The organism is Saccharothrix sp. BKS2 (assembly GCF_047689505.1).
Classification (GTDB): domain Bacteria; phylum Actinomycetota; class Actinomycetes; order Mycobacteriales; family Pseudonocardiaceae; genus Actinosynnema; species Actinosynnema lopnurensis.
Genome location: NZ_JAUQOL010000008.1, coordinates 26,315 through 42,290, shown reverse-complemented (window position 1 = coordinate 42,290; position 15,976 = coordinate 26,315). Strand labels below are relative to the sequence as shown.

At 75.2% G+C, this 15,976-nt stretch carries 14 protein-coding genes; 8 read left to right on the top strand and 6 right to left on the bottom strand.

The window, feature by feature from the left end; genetic code table 11:
- The first annotated feature begins 108 nt into the window (after positions 1-108).
- Genes Q5530_RS18075 through Q5530_RS18060 form a run of 4 tightly spaced genes read left to right on the top strand, consistent with a single transcriptional unit; the run spans position 109 to position 3,640 of the window.
- Complete coding sequence (locus tag Q5530_RS18075; RefSeq protein ID WP_415363709.1) at positions 109-1,209, top strand: FAD-dependent oxidoreductase; 1,101 nt, start codon at positions 109-111, stop codon at positions 1,207-1,209.
- Between the two features lie 58 nt (positions 1,210-1,267).
- Positions 1,268-2,134, top strand: coding sequence for a hypothetical protein (locus tag Q5530_RS18070; protein ID WP_415363707.1), 867 nt, complete (start codon positions 1,268-1,270; stop codon positions 2,132-2,134).
- A gap of 31 nt (positions 2,135-2,165) precedes the next feature.
- The gene (locus tag Q5530_RS18065; RefSeq protein WP_415363705.1) at positions 2,166-3,065 is read left to right on the top strand and encodes a hypothetical protein; all 900 of its coding nucleotides are present in this window, start codon (positions 2,166-2,168) and stop codon (positions 3,063-3,065) included.
- Entirely contained in the window at positions 3,065-3,640 is a 576-nt protein-coding gene (locus tag Q5530_RS18060) for a hypothetical protein (RefSeq protein WP_415363703.1), read from the top strand. The genes Q5530_RS18065 and Q5530_RS18060 overlap by 1 nt, the downstream gene beginning before the upstream one ends.
- 23 nt (positions 3,641-3,663) lie before the next feature.
- Here Q5530_RS18060 and Q5530_RS18055 read toward each other — a convergent pair whose 3' ends face one another.
- From Q5530_RS18055 to Q5530_RS18045, 3 genes are all read right to left on the bottom strand, one after another.
- A complete protein-coding gene (locus Q5530_RS18055; protein ID WP_415363701.1) occupies positions 3,664-5,058 on the bottom strand; it encodes a GntP family permease in 1,395 nt (464 codons plus the stop codon).
- A complete protein-coding gene (locus tag Q5530_RS18050) occupies positions 5,055-6,644 on the bottom strand; it encodes an N-acyl-D-amino-acid deacylase family protein (RefSeq protein ID WP_415363699.1) in 1,590 nt (529 codons plus the stop codon). The genes Q5530_RS18055 and Q5530_RS18050 overlap by 4 nt, the downstream gene beginning before the upstream one ends.
- Positions 6,645-6,735: 91 nt before the next feature.
- Positions 6,736-7,992 carry an amino acid deaminase gene (locus Q5530_RS18045; RefSeq protein WP_415363697.1) on the bottom strand — a complete coding sequence of 419 codons (1,257 nt, stop codon included), beginning with the start codon at positions 7,990-7,992 and terminating at the stop codon, positions 6,736-6,738.
- Between the two features lie 127 nt (positions 7,993-8,119).
- Between Q5530_RS18045 and Q5530_RS18040 the strand changes: the two genes are divergently transcribed.
- The 3 genes from Q5530_RS18040 to Q5530_RS18030 are packed head-to-tail and all read left to right on the top strand — an operon-like array spanning position 8,120 to position 10,245.
- Entirely contained in the window at positions 8,120-9,103 is a 984-nt protein-coding gene (locus Q5530_RS18040; protein WP_415363695.1) for a sugar kinase, read from the top strand.
- The gene (locus Q5530_RS18035; RefSeq protein WP_380634181.1) at positions 9,100-9,849 is read left to right on the top strand and encodes an IclR family transcriptional regulator; all 750 of its coding nucleotides are present in this window, start codon (positions 9,100-9,102) and stop codon (positions 9,847-9,849) included. The genes Q5530_RS18040 and Q5530_RS18035 overlap by 4 nt, the downstream gene beginning before the upstream one ends.
- Positions 9,850-9,861: 12 nt before the next feature.
- Complete coding sequence (locus Q5530_RS18030) at positions 9,862-10,245, top strand: RidA family protein (RefSeq protein WP_380634184.1); 384 nt, start codon at positions 9,862-9,864, stop codon at positions 10,243-10,245.
- Positions 10,246-10,254: 9 nt separating this feature from the next.
- On the opposite strand, the gene Q5530_RS18025 is transcribed toward Q5530_RS18030, so the two are convergent.
- The gene (locus Q5530_RS18025; protein ID WP_415363693.1) at positions 10,255-11,262 is read right to left on the bottom strand and encodes a pentapeptide repeat-containing protein; all 1,008 of its coding nucleotides are present in this window, start codon (positions 11,260-11,262) and stop codon (positions 10,255-10,257) included.
- A 154-nt stretch (positions 11,263-11,416) separates the two neighbouring features.
- Positions 11,417-13,702 (bottom strand): ATP-binding protein, encoded by a 2,286-nt coding sequence (locus Q5530_RS18020; RefSeq protein ID WP_415363691.1) that lies wholly within the window; start codon positions 13,700-13,702, stop codon positions 11,417-11,419.
- 144 nt (positions 13,703-13,846) lie between these two features.
- Here Q5530_RS18020 and Q5530_RS18015 point away from each other — a divergent pair, with 144 nt between their 5' ends.
- Positions 13,847-14,443, top strand: a complete 597-nt coding sequence (locus Q5530_RS18015; RefSeq protein WP_415363690.1) for a hypothetical protein — start codon at positions 13,847-13,849, stop codon at positions 14,441-14,443.
- A 179-nt stretch (positions 14,444-14,622) separates the two neighbouring features.
- On the opposite strand, the gene Q5530_RS18010 is transcribed toward Q5530_RS18015, so the two are convergent.
- A complete protein-coding gene (locus tag Q5530_RS18010; RefSeq protein WP_415363689.1) occupies positions 14,623-15,948 on the bottom strand; it encodes a S8 family serine peptidase in 1,326 nt (441 codons plus the stop codon).
- Between the last annotated feature and the right edge of the window lie 28 nt (positions 15,949-15,976).

Here is a 15,976-nt window from a genome sequence, read left to right as displayed (position 1 = left end):
AAACGGATGATAGTGCTCCCATGGGTTTTCACGTGGCGGTGGTCGGTGGCGGGATCGGCGGGTTGTGCCTGGCGCAGGGGTTGCGCCGGCACGGGGGTGGAGGTGTCCGTGCACGAGCGGGACGCGACACCGACCGACCGGCTCCAGGGCTACCGGCTGCACATCGACCCGGTCGGCGCGCGGGCGCTGCACGAGTGCCTGCCGCCGGCGGCGTGGGAGCGGTTCGCCGCCACCACCGGCCGGGGCGGCGGCGGGTTCGGGTTCCGCGACGAGCGGCTGCGGCGGCTGCTCGTCCTCGACGACCCGGACGCCGAGCCCGAGCGCGCGCACCACTCGGTCAGCCGGGTCACCCTGCGCGAGATCCTGCTCGACGGCCTGGGCGACGCGGTGCGGTTCGGCCGCCGGTTCACCCGCTACGAGCCCGAGGGCGGCCGGACCACCGCCCACTTCGCCGACGGCACGTCCACCCGGTGCGACGTGCTGGTGGGCGCGGACGGGGCCGGTTCGGCGGTGCGCGCCCAGCTCCTGCCGCACGCCCGGCGGGTCGACACCGGCATCACCGCCGTCGCCGGGCGCCTGCCGCTGACGCCGGGCACCCGCGCCTGGCTGCCGCCCGAGCTCCTGGCGCACGCCACCGCGGTGGTCCCGCGCGCCGCGGCCGGGATGTTCCTGGCGCCGCACGAACTGGACCGGGACGGCTACCTGATGTGGGCCTACGCCGCGCGCGACCTGGAGATCGGCGCGGACGGGCCGCGGCGGGCGGTGGCCGACCGGGTCCACCACTGGCACCCCGACCTGGTGCGCCTGGTGGGGGAGACGCCGCACGACACCGTGTCGCGGTGGCCGATCCGCACGTCCGTGCCCGTCCCGGCGTGGGAGCCGAGCCTGGTCACGCTGCTCGGCGACGCGATCCACAGCATGACGCCGATGCGCGGGGTCGGGGCGAACACGGCGCTGCGCGACGCCGCGGTGCTGTGCCGGAACCTGGTCGAGCGGGAGCCGCTCGCGGCCATCGCCGACTACGAGCGGCGGATGCGCCGGTACGGCTTCGCCGCGGTGGGGGCTTCGCTGCGCAGCGCGCGGCAGTTCGTGTCCGGCAACGCGGCCGGGAAGGCCGTCTTCCGCACCGCGCTGCGGGTGTTCGAGGCGGTGCCGCCGCTCAAGCGGGCCGCCTTCCGCGAGCGCGGCGCGGACCGGAGATCCTTCTGAACCGCCCCCCGCCCCGGTCCGTGTCGAGGTCGCACGGGACAACCAGGGGAGGTCCACCATGACACGCGACTTCGCAACCCTCGCCGCCGCTCTCGTCGGAACCGTCCTGCTCGGGGCGTGCGGCACGGTCGAGCGGACGGGCACGCCCTTGCCGCAGCAGTCGGTCGAACCCCGGTCCGCCGCCGGCGGCGACGCGCTGGACCCGGAGCTGACCACCGCCGTCGTGCCGGGTCTGGGCGCGGTGCTGGCCGACGGCGAGGGCCTGACGCTCTACCGGTTCGACGGGGACACCGCGCGGCCGCCGACGTCCGCCTGCGCCGGCCCCTGCACGGAGGAGTGGGTGCCCGCGCCCGCCGACGCGGAGGGCGTGCGGGCGCAGGGGGTGGCCGAGGACCTGGTCTCCACGCTCGTCCGCGCGGACGGCACGAGGCAGATCACCGTCGCGGGCTGGCCGGTCTACCGCTTCGCCGGGGACATCGCGCCCGGCCAGGCCGGCGGTCAGGGCACGGGCGGCACGTGGTTCGTCGCCGCGCCGGACGGCAGGAAGGCCCTGGCGCCCGCGTCCGGCCTGGCCCTGACCACCGCCTCGGTCGGTGAGCTGGGCACCGTGCTCACCGACGCGGAGGGCATGACCCTCTACCGCTTCGACGACGACTCCCCGGACCCGTCCCGATCGACCTGCGACGGCGGGTGCGCCGAGCAGTGGCCGCCGCTGGTGGTGGGTACGGAGAACTTCGAGGTGCAGGGCGTGGACCGGTCGCTGGTCGGTACGACCACCCGCGCGGACGGCGAGCTCCAGGTGACCGTCGCGGGCTGGCCGGTCTACCGCTTCGCCGGGGACCGGCTGTGCGGCGAGGCGAACGGCCACGGCCTCGACGACACGTGGTTCGCCGCCGCGCCGGACGGCAGCTACGCCGGGGGCTGAGGCCGCGCGGGGTCCGCGCGGCGGTGCTAGGTTGCCCGCTGTGGAGGACGACTTACCACCGGACGACCGCCCCCGACCGGACGCCGGGCCGGTGCACAACGAGCACCACGGCGTCTCGGACTTCGCGCTGATGGCCGGTTCCGTGCGGGGCGGTGTGCACCACCACGGCGTCGGTCGGCACGTGGTCACCCTGAGCCTGGCGGTCGTGGCCGTGGCGCTGGTCGTGGTCTTGGTGGCGGTGGTGCGGGACGATCCCGACCCGCCCCCGGCGGCCTCACCGACGACGAGCGCGCCCGCCGCGACCGGGACCCCGCTGGTGGTGGCGGTGCGGGCGCAGACCCACGACTGCCTGTCCGACTGGTTCACCACCAGGGCGCCCGCCGAGGTGCCGTCGGGGTCGACGTTCGACTACTCCCAGGAGTGGGACCGCAAACCCGGGATCGGGGACGGCGCGTTCGCGGACGCGGGCGGGTACCTGGTCACCCTCCAGGGCCTGGACCGGGAGCGCAGCGTCCAGATCACGGACGTGCGGGTGCGGTTCGTGCGACGCCTGCCCGCGCCGGCCGGGACGGTGCTCAACGCCCGGTGCGGTGGTCCCGGCGTCTACCGCGTCCTCGACATCGACCTGGACGCGGAACGCCCGGTCCCGGTCGGCGTGCCGCTCGGCCCGAAGGTGGTCGAGGCCGCCCGGAGCGGCGGGTGGCGGGTCGAGCCGGTCGCCTTCCCCTACCAGGTCTCCGCGATGGACAGCGAGAGCTTCCTCGTGCACGGGCGCACCGCGGCCTGCGACTGCTCGTGGGAGCTGGAGTTCCACTGGTCCTCGGGCGACCGGACCGGAGAGCTCGTCGTGAACGACAACGGCAGGCCGTTCCGGGTGGTCGGCGGGGCCAACTCGGTGCGGTGCTCGGTGCTGGGGGAGGTCGTCTGCTGATGACCAGGAGAGCGGTGAACGCCGCGCTGGTGTTCGTGTGCGCCCTGTCCCTGGCGGCCATCGGCGTGGCGCTCCTGCTGCGCGCCGAGCGCCCCGCCGCGGCCCCGCCCGGCACAACCGAGCCCACGGCCACGACGACCGGGCCCGCGACCGCCCCGGCCGCACCCGTCGCGGACACCTGCGGCGAGGTCGCCGAGGTCGACGCCTACGGCAGCCCGCTGCCGCCGGCCTGGCTGACGCACGTCCGCGGCGCCCACCGGGCCGCCTGCGACCGCAGCTACGGCGCGCTCGCGGAGCACATGGTCTCGCCCTACGAGACCTACCCGGACCACCCGGTCGAGCGGTCCGCCGCCGAGGTCACGGCCCGGTGGCGGACCGAGGACCCCGACGGCGCGCGGCTCGCCGTGCTCGCGGTGACCCTGGAGCTGCCCGGCCGGCTGGACCAGGGCGGCCTGGTCTACTGCCAGCCGCGCGGCGCGGGCGTGGTGTTCGCGCGCGGCACGGCCGACCGGCCGGGCGGGCTCAGCGCGTTCGACCTCGTGCACGGCGAGCTGTTCGACGTGCCCTCGTGCTGACGGCCTGACGGCCTGACGGCCGGCTAGACCACCAGGCTCAGCAGCGCGGCCACCACGAAGCCCACCACCGACAGGATCGTCTCCAGCACGGTCCACGTCTGGAGCGTCTCCTTCACCGACAGGCCGAAGTACCGGGACACGATCCAGAACCCGCCGTCGTTGACGTGGGAGGCGATGATCGAGCCCGACGCGATGGCCATGACCACCAGCGCCAGCTGCGGCTGCGAGTAGTCCAGCCCATCCAGCACGGGCGCCACGATGCCGGTCGTGGTCACGATCGCCACGGTCGCGGAGCCCTGCGCGATCCGCAGGCCGCAGCTGATCACGTACGCCAGCGCGATCATCGGCAGCCCCAGGTCGGACAGCGAGGTGGCGAGCACCTTGCCCACGCCGGTGGCGGCGAGCACCGCGCCGAAGAACCCGCCCGCGCCGACCACCAGCAGGATCATCGCCACCGGCCGCAGCGACGCGCCGGACAGCTCGGTGACCTGCTCGCGCGTCATGCCCCGGCGGAAGCCGAGCAGCCAGAACGCCAGCAGCACCGCGATGGTCAGCGCCACGGCGGGCGTGCCGAAGAACGTCAGCACGCCGTAGGGCAGGGAACCGCGCTCCAGCAGGATGCTGCCGAACGTGCCCGCCAGGATCAGCACCAGCGGCACCGCGATGATGCCCAGCACCAGCCCCAGCGGCGGCTCGCCCTTGGCCTGGTCGCCGCGCGCCTTCTCGGCCGCGGCCAGCATCTCCTCCGGCACCGGCACGTCCAGCCGCTTGCCCACCCACGAGGAGAACAGCACGCCGCCCACGAACCACGACGGGATGGCCACGGCCAGCGCCATGACGATGATCCAGCCCAGCTCGACGCCCAGCAGGCCCGCCGCGGCGACCGGCCCGGGGTGCGGCGGCATGAACGCGTGCATCACCGACAGGCCGGCCAGCAGCGGCATCGCGTAGAGCACGATGGACCGGCCGCTGCGCTTGGCGGCCACGTACACCAGCGGCGCGAGCACGAAGATGCCGATGTCGAAGAACACCGGCACGCCGAAGATCAGGCCGGCCAGGCCCATCGCCAGCGGCGCCCGCTTCTCGCCGAACGCGCGCAGCAGCGACCGGGTCAGCACCTCGGCCCCGCCGGACGCCTCCAGCACCGCGCCCAGCAGCGTGCCGAGGCCGATGATCGCCGCGACGTGCCCGAGGATGCCGCCGAAACCCTTCTCCAGCAGGGATTCCGACGCCTTCTGCGCCGAGCCCACCAGGGTCTCCACCGGCACGCCGGCGGCCAGCGCCACCAGCAGGCCGACGATGATCAGGGCGATGAAGGGCTCGACCCTCCACCTGATGATCATCGCCAGCAGGAGGGCGATGCTGAGCGCGGACAGCGTCAGCAGCCCTCCCGTCGAGTGCTGCAACCAGTCGATCATGCGCCGCTCCGGGGGTTTCGCAGTGACCTGCCGGGCAGGGCGTCGGTCCGCCCGCCCTCGTCGACCACGGGGACCCCGTTGACGACGACGTGGGTGATGCCCGCGGCGACCTGCCGGGGCTCGTCGAAGGTGGCCGTGTCGGCGACGGTTCCCGGGTCGAACAGCACGAGGTCGGCGGCGTGCCCCTCCCGCACCAGGCCCCGGTCGGCCAGCCGCAGCCGGCGCGCGGGCCGCCCGGTCAGGTGGTGCACGCACTCCTCCAGGCCCAGCACGCCCAGCTCGCGCACGTAGTGGCCGAGGTAGCGGGGGAAGGTGCCCCAGGCGCGCGGGTGCGGGCGGTCCCCGACCAGCAGCCCGTCGCTGCCGCCGGTGTGCCCGGGGTGCCGCATGATCGCCCGGACGTTGTCCTCGTGGCCGACGTGCATGAGGCACGAGGTACCCAGGCGCTCGGAGACCAACACGTCGAAGTACAGCTCGGCGGGCGGCCGGCCGGCGCGGTGGGCGGCCTCGGCCACGGACAGGCCGACCAGGTGCGCGTTCTCCTCCCGCCGCACGCCGTTGACCTCGATGGTCGCCCAGTCCACCGGCACGCCGTGGCAGCCGTCGGAGCCGGTCTCCTCGATCTCCGCGCGGATCCGCTCCCTGGCCGCCGGGTCGGTCAGGCGGGCCAGCGTGGCGTCCGGGCCGCCCTCGCCGGCCCAGCTGGGCAGCAGCGCGGACAGGTAGGTGGCGCCGGGCAGGTACGGGTAGGTGTCCAGGGTGATGTCCGCGCCGGCCGCGGCCGCGTCGTCCAGCAGCGCCAGCAGCTCGCCCGCCCGGCCCCGGTTGACCTCGAAGTTCATCGTGGCGTGGGCCAGGTGCAGCGGGCAGCCGGAGTCGCGGGACACGCGCACCATCTCCGCGTACGCCTCCAGCGCGCCCGCGCCGTAGCTGCGGTGGTGCGGGCAGTAGTAGCCGCCCAGTTCGCCGACCACCCGGCACAGCTCGGTCAGCTCCGCGGTGTCGGCGTACATGCCGGGGGTGTAGGTCAGGCCGGAGGACAGGCCCACCGCGCCCTCGCGCAGCGACGTCGCCAGCACCTCGCGCATCCGGTCCAGCTCGGCGGGCGTGGCGGGCCGGTCCTCGTAGCCCACGCACAGCACCCGCAGCGTGCCCTGGGGCACGAGGTAGGCGGCGTTGACCGCGATGCCCCGGTCCAGGCGGTCGAGGTACTCGCCCACCGAGCGCCAGTTCCAGTCGAACCCGGCCGGGTCGTCGTTCCACCCGGCCAGCTGGGCGCGCATCGCGGCCAGCACGTCGTCGTCGACGGGCGCGTAGGACAGCCCGTCCTGGCCCAGCACCTCCGTGGTCACGCCCTGGGAGACCTTGGCCAGGTGCGCGGGGTCGGCCAGCACCTGGAGGTCGGAGTGCGAGTGCATGTCGATGAACCCGGGCGCGAGCACGCGGCCGTCGGCCTCGACCACCCGCTTCCCGCCCAGGTCCGCGCCGATCTCGGCGATCCGCCCGTCGCGCACGCCCACGTCGGCCAGGTACCCGGGCGCGCCGGTGCCGTCCACGACCCGCGCGCCCCTGAAGACGATGTCCACGTCGCCGCCTCTCCCCGGAGTCCGGGTGCTCGGAAGTCGGGTGCCCAGAAGTCGGGTGCCCAGAAGTCCGGGTGGTCAGAAGTCCGGGTGGTCAGAAGTAGGTGCGCACCAGGTCCACCACGGTGGTGCCCTCGACCACCGGGATGAGCTGCCACTTGTCGAACACCGTGCACGGGTGGGACAGGCCCAGACCGACCCAGTCGCCCACCGCGACCTCGGAGCCGGGGGGCAGGGCGAGGAACGCGTGCTGGTCGTTGAGCGCGGTGACCTCGGCGTCGAGCGGCCGCTCCACCCCGTCGCGGCCGCGCACCACCTGCGGCTCGGGCAGGCCCTCGTCGAACGACGCGTCGCGCTTGCCCAGCGTCAGCAGCGCCAGGTCGTCCTGCGGCCGCGAGGTGACCTGGGCCCACGCCCGCAGCGCGCTGCGGAACGGCTCCGCGCCGGGGGTGCGGCCCAGCGGCGAGATGCCGCGGTAGAAGCCGTCGTCGTGGGTGACGTACGCGCCGCTGCGCAGCACCGGCCGCACCGGGAAGGGCCACTCCCGGGTGATCTTCGCGGCCACTTGGTCGAAGTACGCGCTGCCACCCGCGGTGACGATCGGTTCGTCCACCTCGAACAGGTCGGCGATCCCGACCGCGAGCGCGCGCAGGTCGTCCAGGTACAGGTCCACGACGGACAGCGACTCCACCGTGGCGTCGTGCGCCAGCGCGCCCTCGTACCCGCCGACGCCGGCCAGCCGCAGCGCCGGGCTCGCCCGCACCGCGCGGGCGACGGCCACCGCGCCGGCCTGGTCGCGGGCGCCGGTCCGGCCGCCCGGCGCGCCCAGCTCGACCAGCACGTCCACCGGCCGCTCCGGCGTGCCCAGCGCCTCGGTCATCCGCTCGACCGCCGCGGTGGAGTCCGCCCAGCAGGCGAACTCGAAGTCCGGGTCCGCGGCCAGCTCGCGCGCCAGCCACCGCAGCCCGGCCGGGTCGACCAGCTGGTTGGCCAGCAGCACCCGCCGCACGCCGAACGCCCGGTAGACGCGCAGCTGGCTGGTGTTGGCGGCGGTGATGCCCCACGCGCCGTGCGCCAGCTGGCGCGCGAACAGCTGCGGGGCCATGGTGGTCTTGCCGTGCGGCGCGAGCAGCACGCCGCGGTCGGCGCACCAGCGCGCCATGGTGCCCAGGTTGTGCTCCAGCGCCGCGGCGTCCAGCACCACCAGCGGTCCGACGAACCCGTCGGCGAACAGGTCGAGGCGGCGGTCGGCCACCTCCCCGACCGTCGCGCCGAACACGTCGGCGGGCAGGCCCTTGAACCGCCAGTCCACCCGGTCCCGGCGGATGGCGGCGACAGCGTCGAGGTCCACGTGCTCGCTCCTCACGTTGCATATTTCGCAACGGCTATTGCGCGATGTGATGTCAAAGTGTGTAACATTCGCTCGCCGCCCCGTCAATCGAGCGTGACCGTCAGACCTTTTTCCAGGAGGAGCGCCGATGCGGTTCGAGCTACCGGGGGTCGACCGTCCGGGTGGCGTGGTGTGCCTCGGCGAGACCATGGCGGTACTGGTGCCCGCCGAACCCGGCCCGGTGCGCGCGGTGGGCACCTGGCTGCGGGCGATCGGCGGCGCCGAGTCCAACGTGGCCGTCCACCTCGCCCGGCTCGGCGTGCGCAGCCGGTGGGTCGGCGCGGTCGGCGACGACGCGTTCGGCGGCGCGGTGCTCGACGCGGTGGGCGGCGCGGGCGTGGACGTGAGCGCCGTGCGGGTCGACCCCGAGCGGCCGACCGGCCTGTACGTCAAGGAGGCCGACGCGGCGGGCAGCCCCGTGCGCTACTACCGGCGCGGTTCGGCGGCCTCCGCGATGGGACCGGAGGTGCTCGACCGGCTCGACCTGGCCGGGGTGGCGCTGGTGCACGTCACCGGGATCACCGCGGCGCTCTCCGACAGCTGCCTGGCGCTGCTGCGCGCGGTGCTGGCCCGGCCCCGGGCGGCGCCGGTGTCGTTCGACCTGAACTGGCGACCCGCGCTGTGGCGCGACCGGGACCCCTCCGTGCTGCGCGAGCTGGCCAACGCGGCCGACGTCGTGCTGGTCGGGTCCGACGAGGCGCAGGCCGTGTGGGGCACCGGCGACCCGGACGGGCTGCGCGAGCTGCTGCCGGACCCGGCCACCCTGGTGGTCAAGCACGGCGCGCGGGGCGCCACCGCGGTGGAGGGCGGCGCGACGACGTTCCAGGAGGGGCTGCGGGTGGACGTGGTCGAGCCGGTCGGCGCGGGCGACGCGTTCGCGGCCGGCTACCTCGCCGCGCACCTGGCCGGCGACGAGCCCGCGCGCCGGTTGCGCGCCGGGCACCTCCAGGCCGCCGCCGCCCTGCTGACCAGGGAGGACGTCGGCGAACCGCTCCCGGCGAGCGTCACCGCGCCGCTGCTGGACGCGGACGCGCCCACCTGGGCCGCCGCACACCTGAGGAGACGTGGATGAGCCAGAGCCTGAGCCGGGCGCTGACCCTGGTCGGCCACCTGGCGACCGGGCCGAAGACGCTGGAGGAGCTGGCCGGCGTCGTCGGGGTCCACAAGTCGACGGCCCTGAGGCTGCTGCGCACGCTGGAGTCCCACCGGTTCGTGCAGCGCGAGGGCGTGCACCACTACCGGCTGGGCACCGCGCTGTTCGACCTGGCGCACCTGGCGCTGGAGGAGCGGGACGTGCGCCGCAGCGCCGAGCCCGCGCTGCGGGAGCTGAACGCCCGCACCGGCTACACCGTCCACCTCGCGTCCTACGAGGACGGTGAGGTCATCTACATCGACAAGTACGACAGCACCCACCCGATGCGCATGTACTCCCGCATCGGCCGCCGCGCCCCGCTGCACTGCACCGCCGTGGCCAAGGTGCTGCTGTCCGACCTGCCGGAGCCGCGCCGCCGCGAGGTCGCCGACGGCATCGACTACGTGCCGCTGACCGCGAACACCATCACCACCCCGGCCGCCTACCTGGCCGAGCTGGAGCGCGTGCGCGCCGCCGGCTACGCCGTGGACAACGCCGAGCACGAGGACTTCATCCACTGCGTCGCCGCCCCCGTGCGCGGCCCGCGCGGCGAGGTCGTCGCGGCCGTGTCGATGTCCGTGCCCAAGGTGCTGCTGGACTTCGACGGCCTGCTGGGCCACCTGCCCGACCTGCTCGCGACCGCGCGGGCGGCGTCTGTCGAGTGCGGCTGGTCGCCGCGCGACTGAGAGAGGAAACGCATGTCCAAGGTCGAAATCCGAACCGACTCCGCGCCCACCCCGGTGGCCGCCTTCTCCCAGGGCGTCCGCAAGGGCGGCATCCTCCAGGTGGCCGGGCAGGTCGCGTTCGACCCGGCCGACGGGTCGGTCGTCGGCACGACCGTGGCCGAGCAGACCGGGCAGGCGCTGCGCAACGTGGTCGCCGTGCTGGAGGCGGGCGGCGCCTCGCTCGCGGACGTGGTGATGCTGCGCGTCTACCTGACCGACACCGCCCACTTCGCCGAGATGAACGAGGCGTACGGGAAGTTCGTGACCGAGCAGCCGTTCCCGGCGCGCACCACGGTGTACGTGGGGCTGCCGGAGGGGTTGCTGGTGGAGATCGACGCCCTGGCCGTGGTCGGGTAGCGGCCGCTGTCAGTGGGGCGGGGCGTTCGGCGGCAGCTTCGCGTGCTGCACGTTCGCCCCGCTCAGGTCCGCCCCGGTGAGCACCGCGCCGGTCAGGTCGGTGTGCCGCAGGTCGGCCCCGGTCAGGTCGGCGCCCGCGAGGCTCGCCCCGCTCAGGTCCGCCCCGGCCAGGTCCGCGCCCGCCAGGCTCGCCTCGGCCAGCCGCGCGCCGACGAGCCGGGCGCCGCCGAGGTCCGCCTCGCTCAGGTCGGCCTCGCGGAGGTCGGCGCCGTCCAGGTCGGCCCCCTCCCACCCGGTGGTGCGCAGGCAGGTGCCCCGCAGGTCGGCGTCGCCGCTCCCGTGCCGCTTGCTCATCCGGGCGAGCACCCCCGCGATCACCCCCGTCTCGCCGACCGGGTCGACCGCCGGGTCGCACGGGCCGCTCGCGGGCCGCGCCGCCCGCGTCCGCAGGAACACCGCGAGCAGGTCGAACGCGTGGTCGGCCTCGGCGGGGTCCAGCGCGATCCGCTCCAGCGACAGCGCGCCGCTGATGCGCACCTCGGCCCGGTCCGAGGCCAGCGCCCGGACCGCCTCGGCGTACCGGTCGCCCAGCTGCCCCCGCGCGGTCAGCTCCACCTGGTCCCGGGTCACCTGGAGCGACATCCCGGCGAACACCAGCGCCACCACCGTGGCCAGCGAGGCGGCCAGCGAGGTCCGCTCGGCCGTCGACAGGGCCCCCCACCCCGCCGGCCGGTCGCGCGGGCGCTCCCGGAAGCGCCGCGACGCCAACCACAGCGGCCCGGCCGCGACCGCGCACCACGCGGCGGCCACCGCGACGTTCCGGCCGAACCACGGGCTCGGGGCCAGGAAGCGGGTCAGGTCCGCGGTCAGCAGCGCCAGCGCGGCCACCAGGACCGGCACCACCGCGACGACCGACGTCGCGGTGGCCAGCGTCAGCAGCCCCACGCGCGCGACGCGCCTGCGCCGGGAGATCCGCGCCCTGCGCCGAGCCCTGGGTGACCAGTCCGGTTTCGTCACGTGAGCAGGGTGCCGGCACCCCCGCTGTCCCGAATGGGCGACATCACGTACTTCTGCCGGTCGTTCTGCGTGGCGCCGGGGCGCCGGCCGGGGGTTGACTTGGCGCACCCCCGAGAGCACGGCACGGAAGGACCCGGCGATGGCGAGGAACGCATCACCGATCGGATGACCGCACCTCGGTGGCCCGGTCGCGGAACCCGCCGGCCGCGACCGGGTCGCCCAGGTCGTCGAGCACGTCGGCCAGCGCGTCCAGCACCGCCGGCAGCCGGTGGTCGTGGTGGGCCTCGGCCAGCTCGACCGCCCGCACCAGCTCGGGCCGCGCCGCCGCGGGGTCGCCGAGCCGGTGCAGCGCCAGGCCGCGCAGGTGGAGCGCGCCGCACCGGGTGGGTGCCGCGGACGACGAGCCCAGCGCGTCGTCCGCCGCCGCCAGCACCTCGGACCAGCGGCTGAGCCGCACCAGGCTGCCGGCCTGCCGGATCAGCAGCGTCCCGGCCATCTCGACCGCCATCACGGGCGCCAGGTCCAGCTCGCCCGACCGCACCCGGCCCAGCAGCTCCCGGTGCACCAGCACCGCGTCCTCGTAGTTCTCCAGCTCGTGCAGCACCAGCGCCAGGCACGACAGCGAGATGTGCTCGCCCAGCGGGTACCCGGCCCGCCGGAACAGCTCCTGCGCCCGCCGCGCGTCGACCCGCGCCTCCTCCAGCCGCCCGGACCGCAGCAGCGACACCGTCCGGTAGTGCACCGCCCAGCCCTGCTCGCGCAGGTCACCCGCCGCCACCGCGGCGCGCCACGCCTCGTCGTGCAGCGCCAGCGCGTCGGCGTACCGGCGCATCAGCACGGCCAGCGTCCAGGTCAGGAAGTTCAGCTGCACGGCCTCGTCCCGCACGCTGCCCAGCTCCCGCGCCGCGGCCACGCCCGCGGTGAACACCTCCTCCCACGTCTCGGCCCGGCCGCGCTGGTCGGAGTACCAGTGCATGGCCGTGGCCAGCTCCAGCACCTCCTCGTGCAGCGAGGCCGACCGCGCCCACCGCAGCGCGCCCAGCCAGTTCGCGGTCTCGGCGGTCAGCCAGGCTTCGGCGTCCTCCGGGCCGTGCAGCGCGCCCACCGGTGTGGTCCGCGCGTCCGGCCCGAAGAACCCGCCCGCCGCGACCGCCGTGCCGAGCAGCCAGTCCACCACCCGCCGCCGGGCCTGGCCGACCACCGGCGCGGCCTCCTCGTCGACCAGCCGCTCACCGGCGAAGACCCGGATCAGGTCGTGGAACACGTACCGGCCGGGCACCTCGGCGGTGTCCAGCAGGCTCATGTCGACCAGCTCCTCCAGGGTGTCCTCGGCGGCGAACCGGTCCACGTCGGCCAGCACCGCGGCCAGGTCCGGCCCGAAGTCCGCGCCGGGCACCAGCGACAACCTGCGGAACAGCACCGCCGCCTTGTCGCTGAGCTGCCGGTAGGACATCTCGAACGCGGTGCGCACCCGCAGGTCGCCCGCCGTCAGCGCGGACAGCCTGCGGCGCTCGTCCACCAGCTGCCCGGCCAGGTGCCCGATCGTCCACTTCGGACGGCTGGCGAGCCGGTTGCCCGCGATGCGCAGCGCCAGCGGCAGGTGCCCGCACAGCTTCGCCACCCGTGCCGCGGCCACCGGTTCCGCGCCGACCCGCGCCTGGCCCGCGATCGAGCCGAGCAGCCGGAACGAGGCCACCGGGTCCAGCACGTCCAGGCCGAGCCGGCTGCTCGCCTCCAGGCCGCCGAGCACCTGCCGCGAGGTCACCAGCACCAGCGAGGACCGGCCGGTCGCCAGCAGCGGGCGCACCTGGGCCTCGTCCGAGGCGTTGTCCAGCACCAGCAGCGTGGACCGCTCGCGCATCAGCGCCCGGTACAGGTCGGACCGCTCGGCCTCGCTGCCCGGGACCTGCTTCTCGACCACGCCGAGCGCGAGCAGCATCCGGTGCACCACCTCGGACGGGTGCAGCGGCCGCACGTCCATCCCGCGCAGGTTGAAGAAGAAGCACCCGTCGGCGAAGCGCGGCGCGAGCCGGTAGGCCGAGTGCACGGCCAGCGTCGTCTTCCCCGCGCCCGGCGGGCCGTGCACCACCACCAGCGACGTGGTGCGCGCCCGGTCGGCGACCTCGGAGAGGGCGACCAGCTCCTCCTCGCGCCCGGTCAGGTCCACGACGTCCGGCGGCAGCGCGGACGGCGCCACGTCCGGCGGGCGGCGCACGCGGCCCTCCTTGGCCGCGTCGAGCAGTTCGCGGGTCTCCGGTGCGGCCAGCGCCAGCACCCCCGCCAGGGCCTCGACCGTGCGGCGCTGCGGCCCCTTCGCCCGACCGCGCTCCATGTCGCTGATCGCCCGCACGCTGACCCCGGACCCCTCCGCCAACTCCTCCTGGGTCAGCTTCACCCGCAAACGGTGCGCGCGCAGCAAGTCACCGAACGTCGTCCCCACACCACGACATTAATGGTCTGGCGGACCACACCCGTCCCGTGGCCTCGCCGACGGGCGCACCAGGGCAACCGGCCGGCCCGTCCTTCCCGGTCGGTGCCTGCGGGGACCTGCCGGACCGGCGGGTCGGACTGATAAGACTTCGACATGAAGTGGTACGCGGACCGACCCGCCCGCCTCGCGCGGCAGGTGGTGGCCGACCTGCTGGCCGTGGCGTGGGTGTGGTTCTGGGCGGTGTCGGCGTCGGCGGCGGGTGACGCGGTCCGCGCCCTGCGCGCGCCGGGCGACCGCCTGGCCGACGCGGGCCGGAACCTGAGCGACACGTTCGGCGAGGCAGCGGCCAACGCGCGCGACGTGCCGCTGGTCGGCGGTCGGCTGGGTGAGGCGCTGGACCGGGGCCGCAACGCGGGCGGCACGCTGACCGACGCGGGCGCCACCCAGGTCGAGGCGGTGGAGACCTCGGCGCTGTGGCTCACCGTCGCGCTGATCGTGGTGCCGGTGGCGTTCCTGCTGGTCACCTGGCTGCCGCTGCGGCTGCGGTTCGCCCGGCACGCGGCGGCGCTGCGCCGTTTGCGCGACCGCGGCCGGACCGACCTGCTGGCCCTGCGCGCGTTGAACGCCCTGTCGCCCGGCGACCTGGCGGCGTTCCCGGAGGACCCGGCGGAGGGGTGGCGGCGGGGGGACCCCGAGGTCGTCGAGGCCCTGGCGGCGCGCCTGCTGCGGGCGGGCGGCGTACGGCCGTGACCAGCCGGCGGGCCTGACCAGCGCGCCCTGACCAGCGCGCCCTGACCAGCGCGCGTTCTGCGCAGCCGCGTGCCCTGCCCACCCTGCGGCCGCACCCGGTCGAGCACGGGGCCGGGGTCGTCGAACGACCCCGGCCCCGCCGTACCACCTACCGCGTCACCTACCGCGTCATCTGCCGCTCACCCGAGCCGGTGCCAGAACACCTGTCCGGACGGCCCGTAGAGGACCAGGTTGGAGTCGTCCTGCACGACCAGCCGGTCGGCCGCCGTGCCGTGGGTGGAGGTGTGCCACTTCGCCACGCCCGCGGCGGTGTAGACGACGAAGTTGCCGTCCTGCTGGAGCACCGCGTGGGTGGCCCCGGTGCCGTGGGTGGAGGTGTGCCACAGGGCCTGGCCGCCGGCCGCGTAGAGGACCAGGTTGCCGTCACCCTGCATGACCAGCGTGTACCGGCCGTCCCGCGAGACCCTGGTGTCGCCGATCTGGAGGCTCTCGCCGCGGACCAGCGTGTCGCGGCCCGGCTGCGGGGGCGGGCCGGCGGCGGTGTGGAGCAGCAGGTTGGGCGAACCCGTGCCCGGGTTGACCACCTTGTTCGGCGTGGCAGCGCCCACCAGCGCGTCCCGCACCGCCTGCGGGGTGGCGCCGGGGTTGCCGGCCAGCAGCAGCGCCGCGGCGCCCGCGGCGTGCGGCGAGGCCATGGACGTGCCGCTGATGCTGTTGGTGGCGGTGTCGCCGGTGTGCCACGCGGAGGTGATGCCGACGCCCGGCGCGAACAGGTCGGTGCAGTTGCCCCAGTTGGAGAACGTCGCCCGGTTGTCGGCCGTGTCCGTGGCGTTGACCGTGATGGCCTCCGCCACCCGCGCGGGGGAGAAGGAACACGCGTTCGCGTTCGAGTTGCCGGAGGCGACCGCGTAGGTCACGCCGGACGCGATGGAGTTGCGCACGGCCGCGTCGAGGGCCTCGTTGGCGCCGCCGCCGAGGCTCATGTTGGCCACGGCGGGCTTCTGCGCGTTCGCGGTCACCCAGTCCACGCCCGCCACGACGCCCGCGATGGTGCCGGAGCCCGCGCAGTTGAGCACCTTGACGCCGTGCAGGCGGACGGCCTTGGCGACGCCGTGGGCGTTGCCGCCGACCGTGCCGGCGACGTGGGTGCCGTGGCCGTTGCAGTCGGAGTTGTTGCCGTCGCCGCTGGTGTTGACGTCGAAGGTGGCCCGGCCGCCGAAGTCCGCGTGGGTGGTGCGGATGCCGGTGTCGATGATGTAGGCGTGCACGTTGGCCGCCGTGGTGGCGTAGCTGTAGTTCCGGTTCAGCGGCAGGTCGCGCTGGTCGACGCGGTCCAGGCCCCAGGACGGCGGGTTCGGCTGGTCCGCCAGCAGCCGCACCTCCCGGTCCTGCGCGACGTACTCGACCGCCGGGTCGGCGGCGAGCACGCGGGCGGCCCGCTCGCTCATCCGCGCGGCGAACCCGTGCAGGGCCGCGCCATAACGATGCGTGACTTCCGCGTCCACCTTTTCCGCGAGTGCTTGAACACCAATG

Excerpts from the sequence above, each read along its gene's own strand:
- Q5530_RS18035 (WP_380634181.1), top strand. The coding sequence starts at position 9,100 with ATGAGCCAGAGCCTGAGCCGGGCGCTGACCCTGGTCGGCCACCTGGCG.
- Q5530_RS18060 (WP_415363703.1), top strand. The coding sequence starts at position 3,065 with ATGACCAGGAGAGCGGTGAACGCCGCGCTGGTGTTCGTGTGCGCCCTG.
- Q5530_RS18055 (WP_415363701.1), bottom strand. The coding sequence starts at position 5,058 with ATGATCGACTGGTTGCAGCACTCGACGGGAGGGCTGCTGACGCTGTCC.
- Q5530_RS18070 (WP_415363707.1), top strand. The coding sequence starts at position 1,268 with ATGACACGCGACTTCGCAACCCTCGCCGCCGCTCTCGTCGGAACCGTC.
- Q5530_RS18040 (WP_415363695.1), top strand. The coding sequence starts at position 8,120 with ATGCGGTTCGAGCTACCGGGGGTCGACCGTCCGGGTGGCGTGGTGTGC.
- Q5530_RS18015 (WP_415363690.1), top strand. The coding sequence starts at position 13,847 with ATGAAGTGGTACGCGGACCGACCCGCCCGCCTCGCGCGGCAGGTGGTG.
- Q5530_RS18030 (WP_380634184.1), top strand. The coding sequence starts at position 9,862 with ATGTCCAAGGTCGAAATCCGAACCGACTCCGCGCCCACCCCGGTGGCC.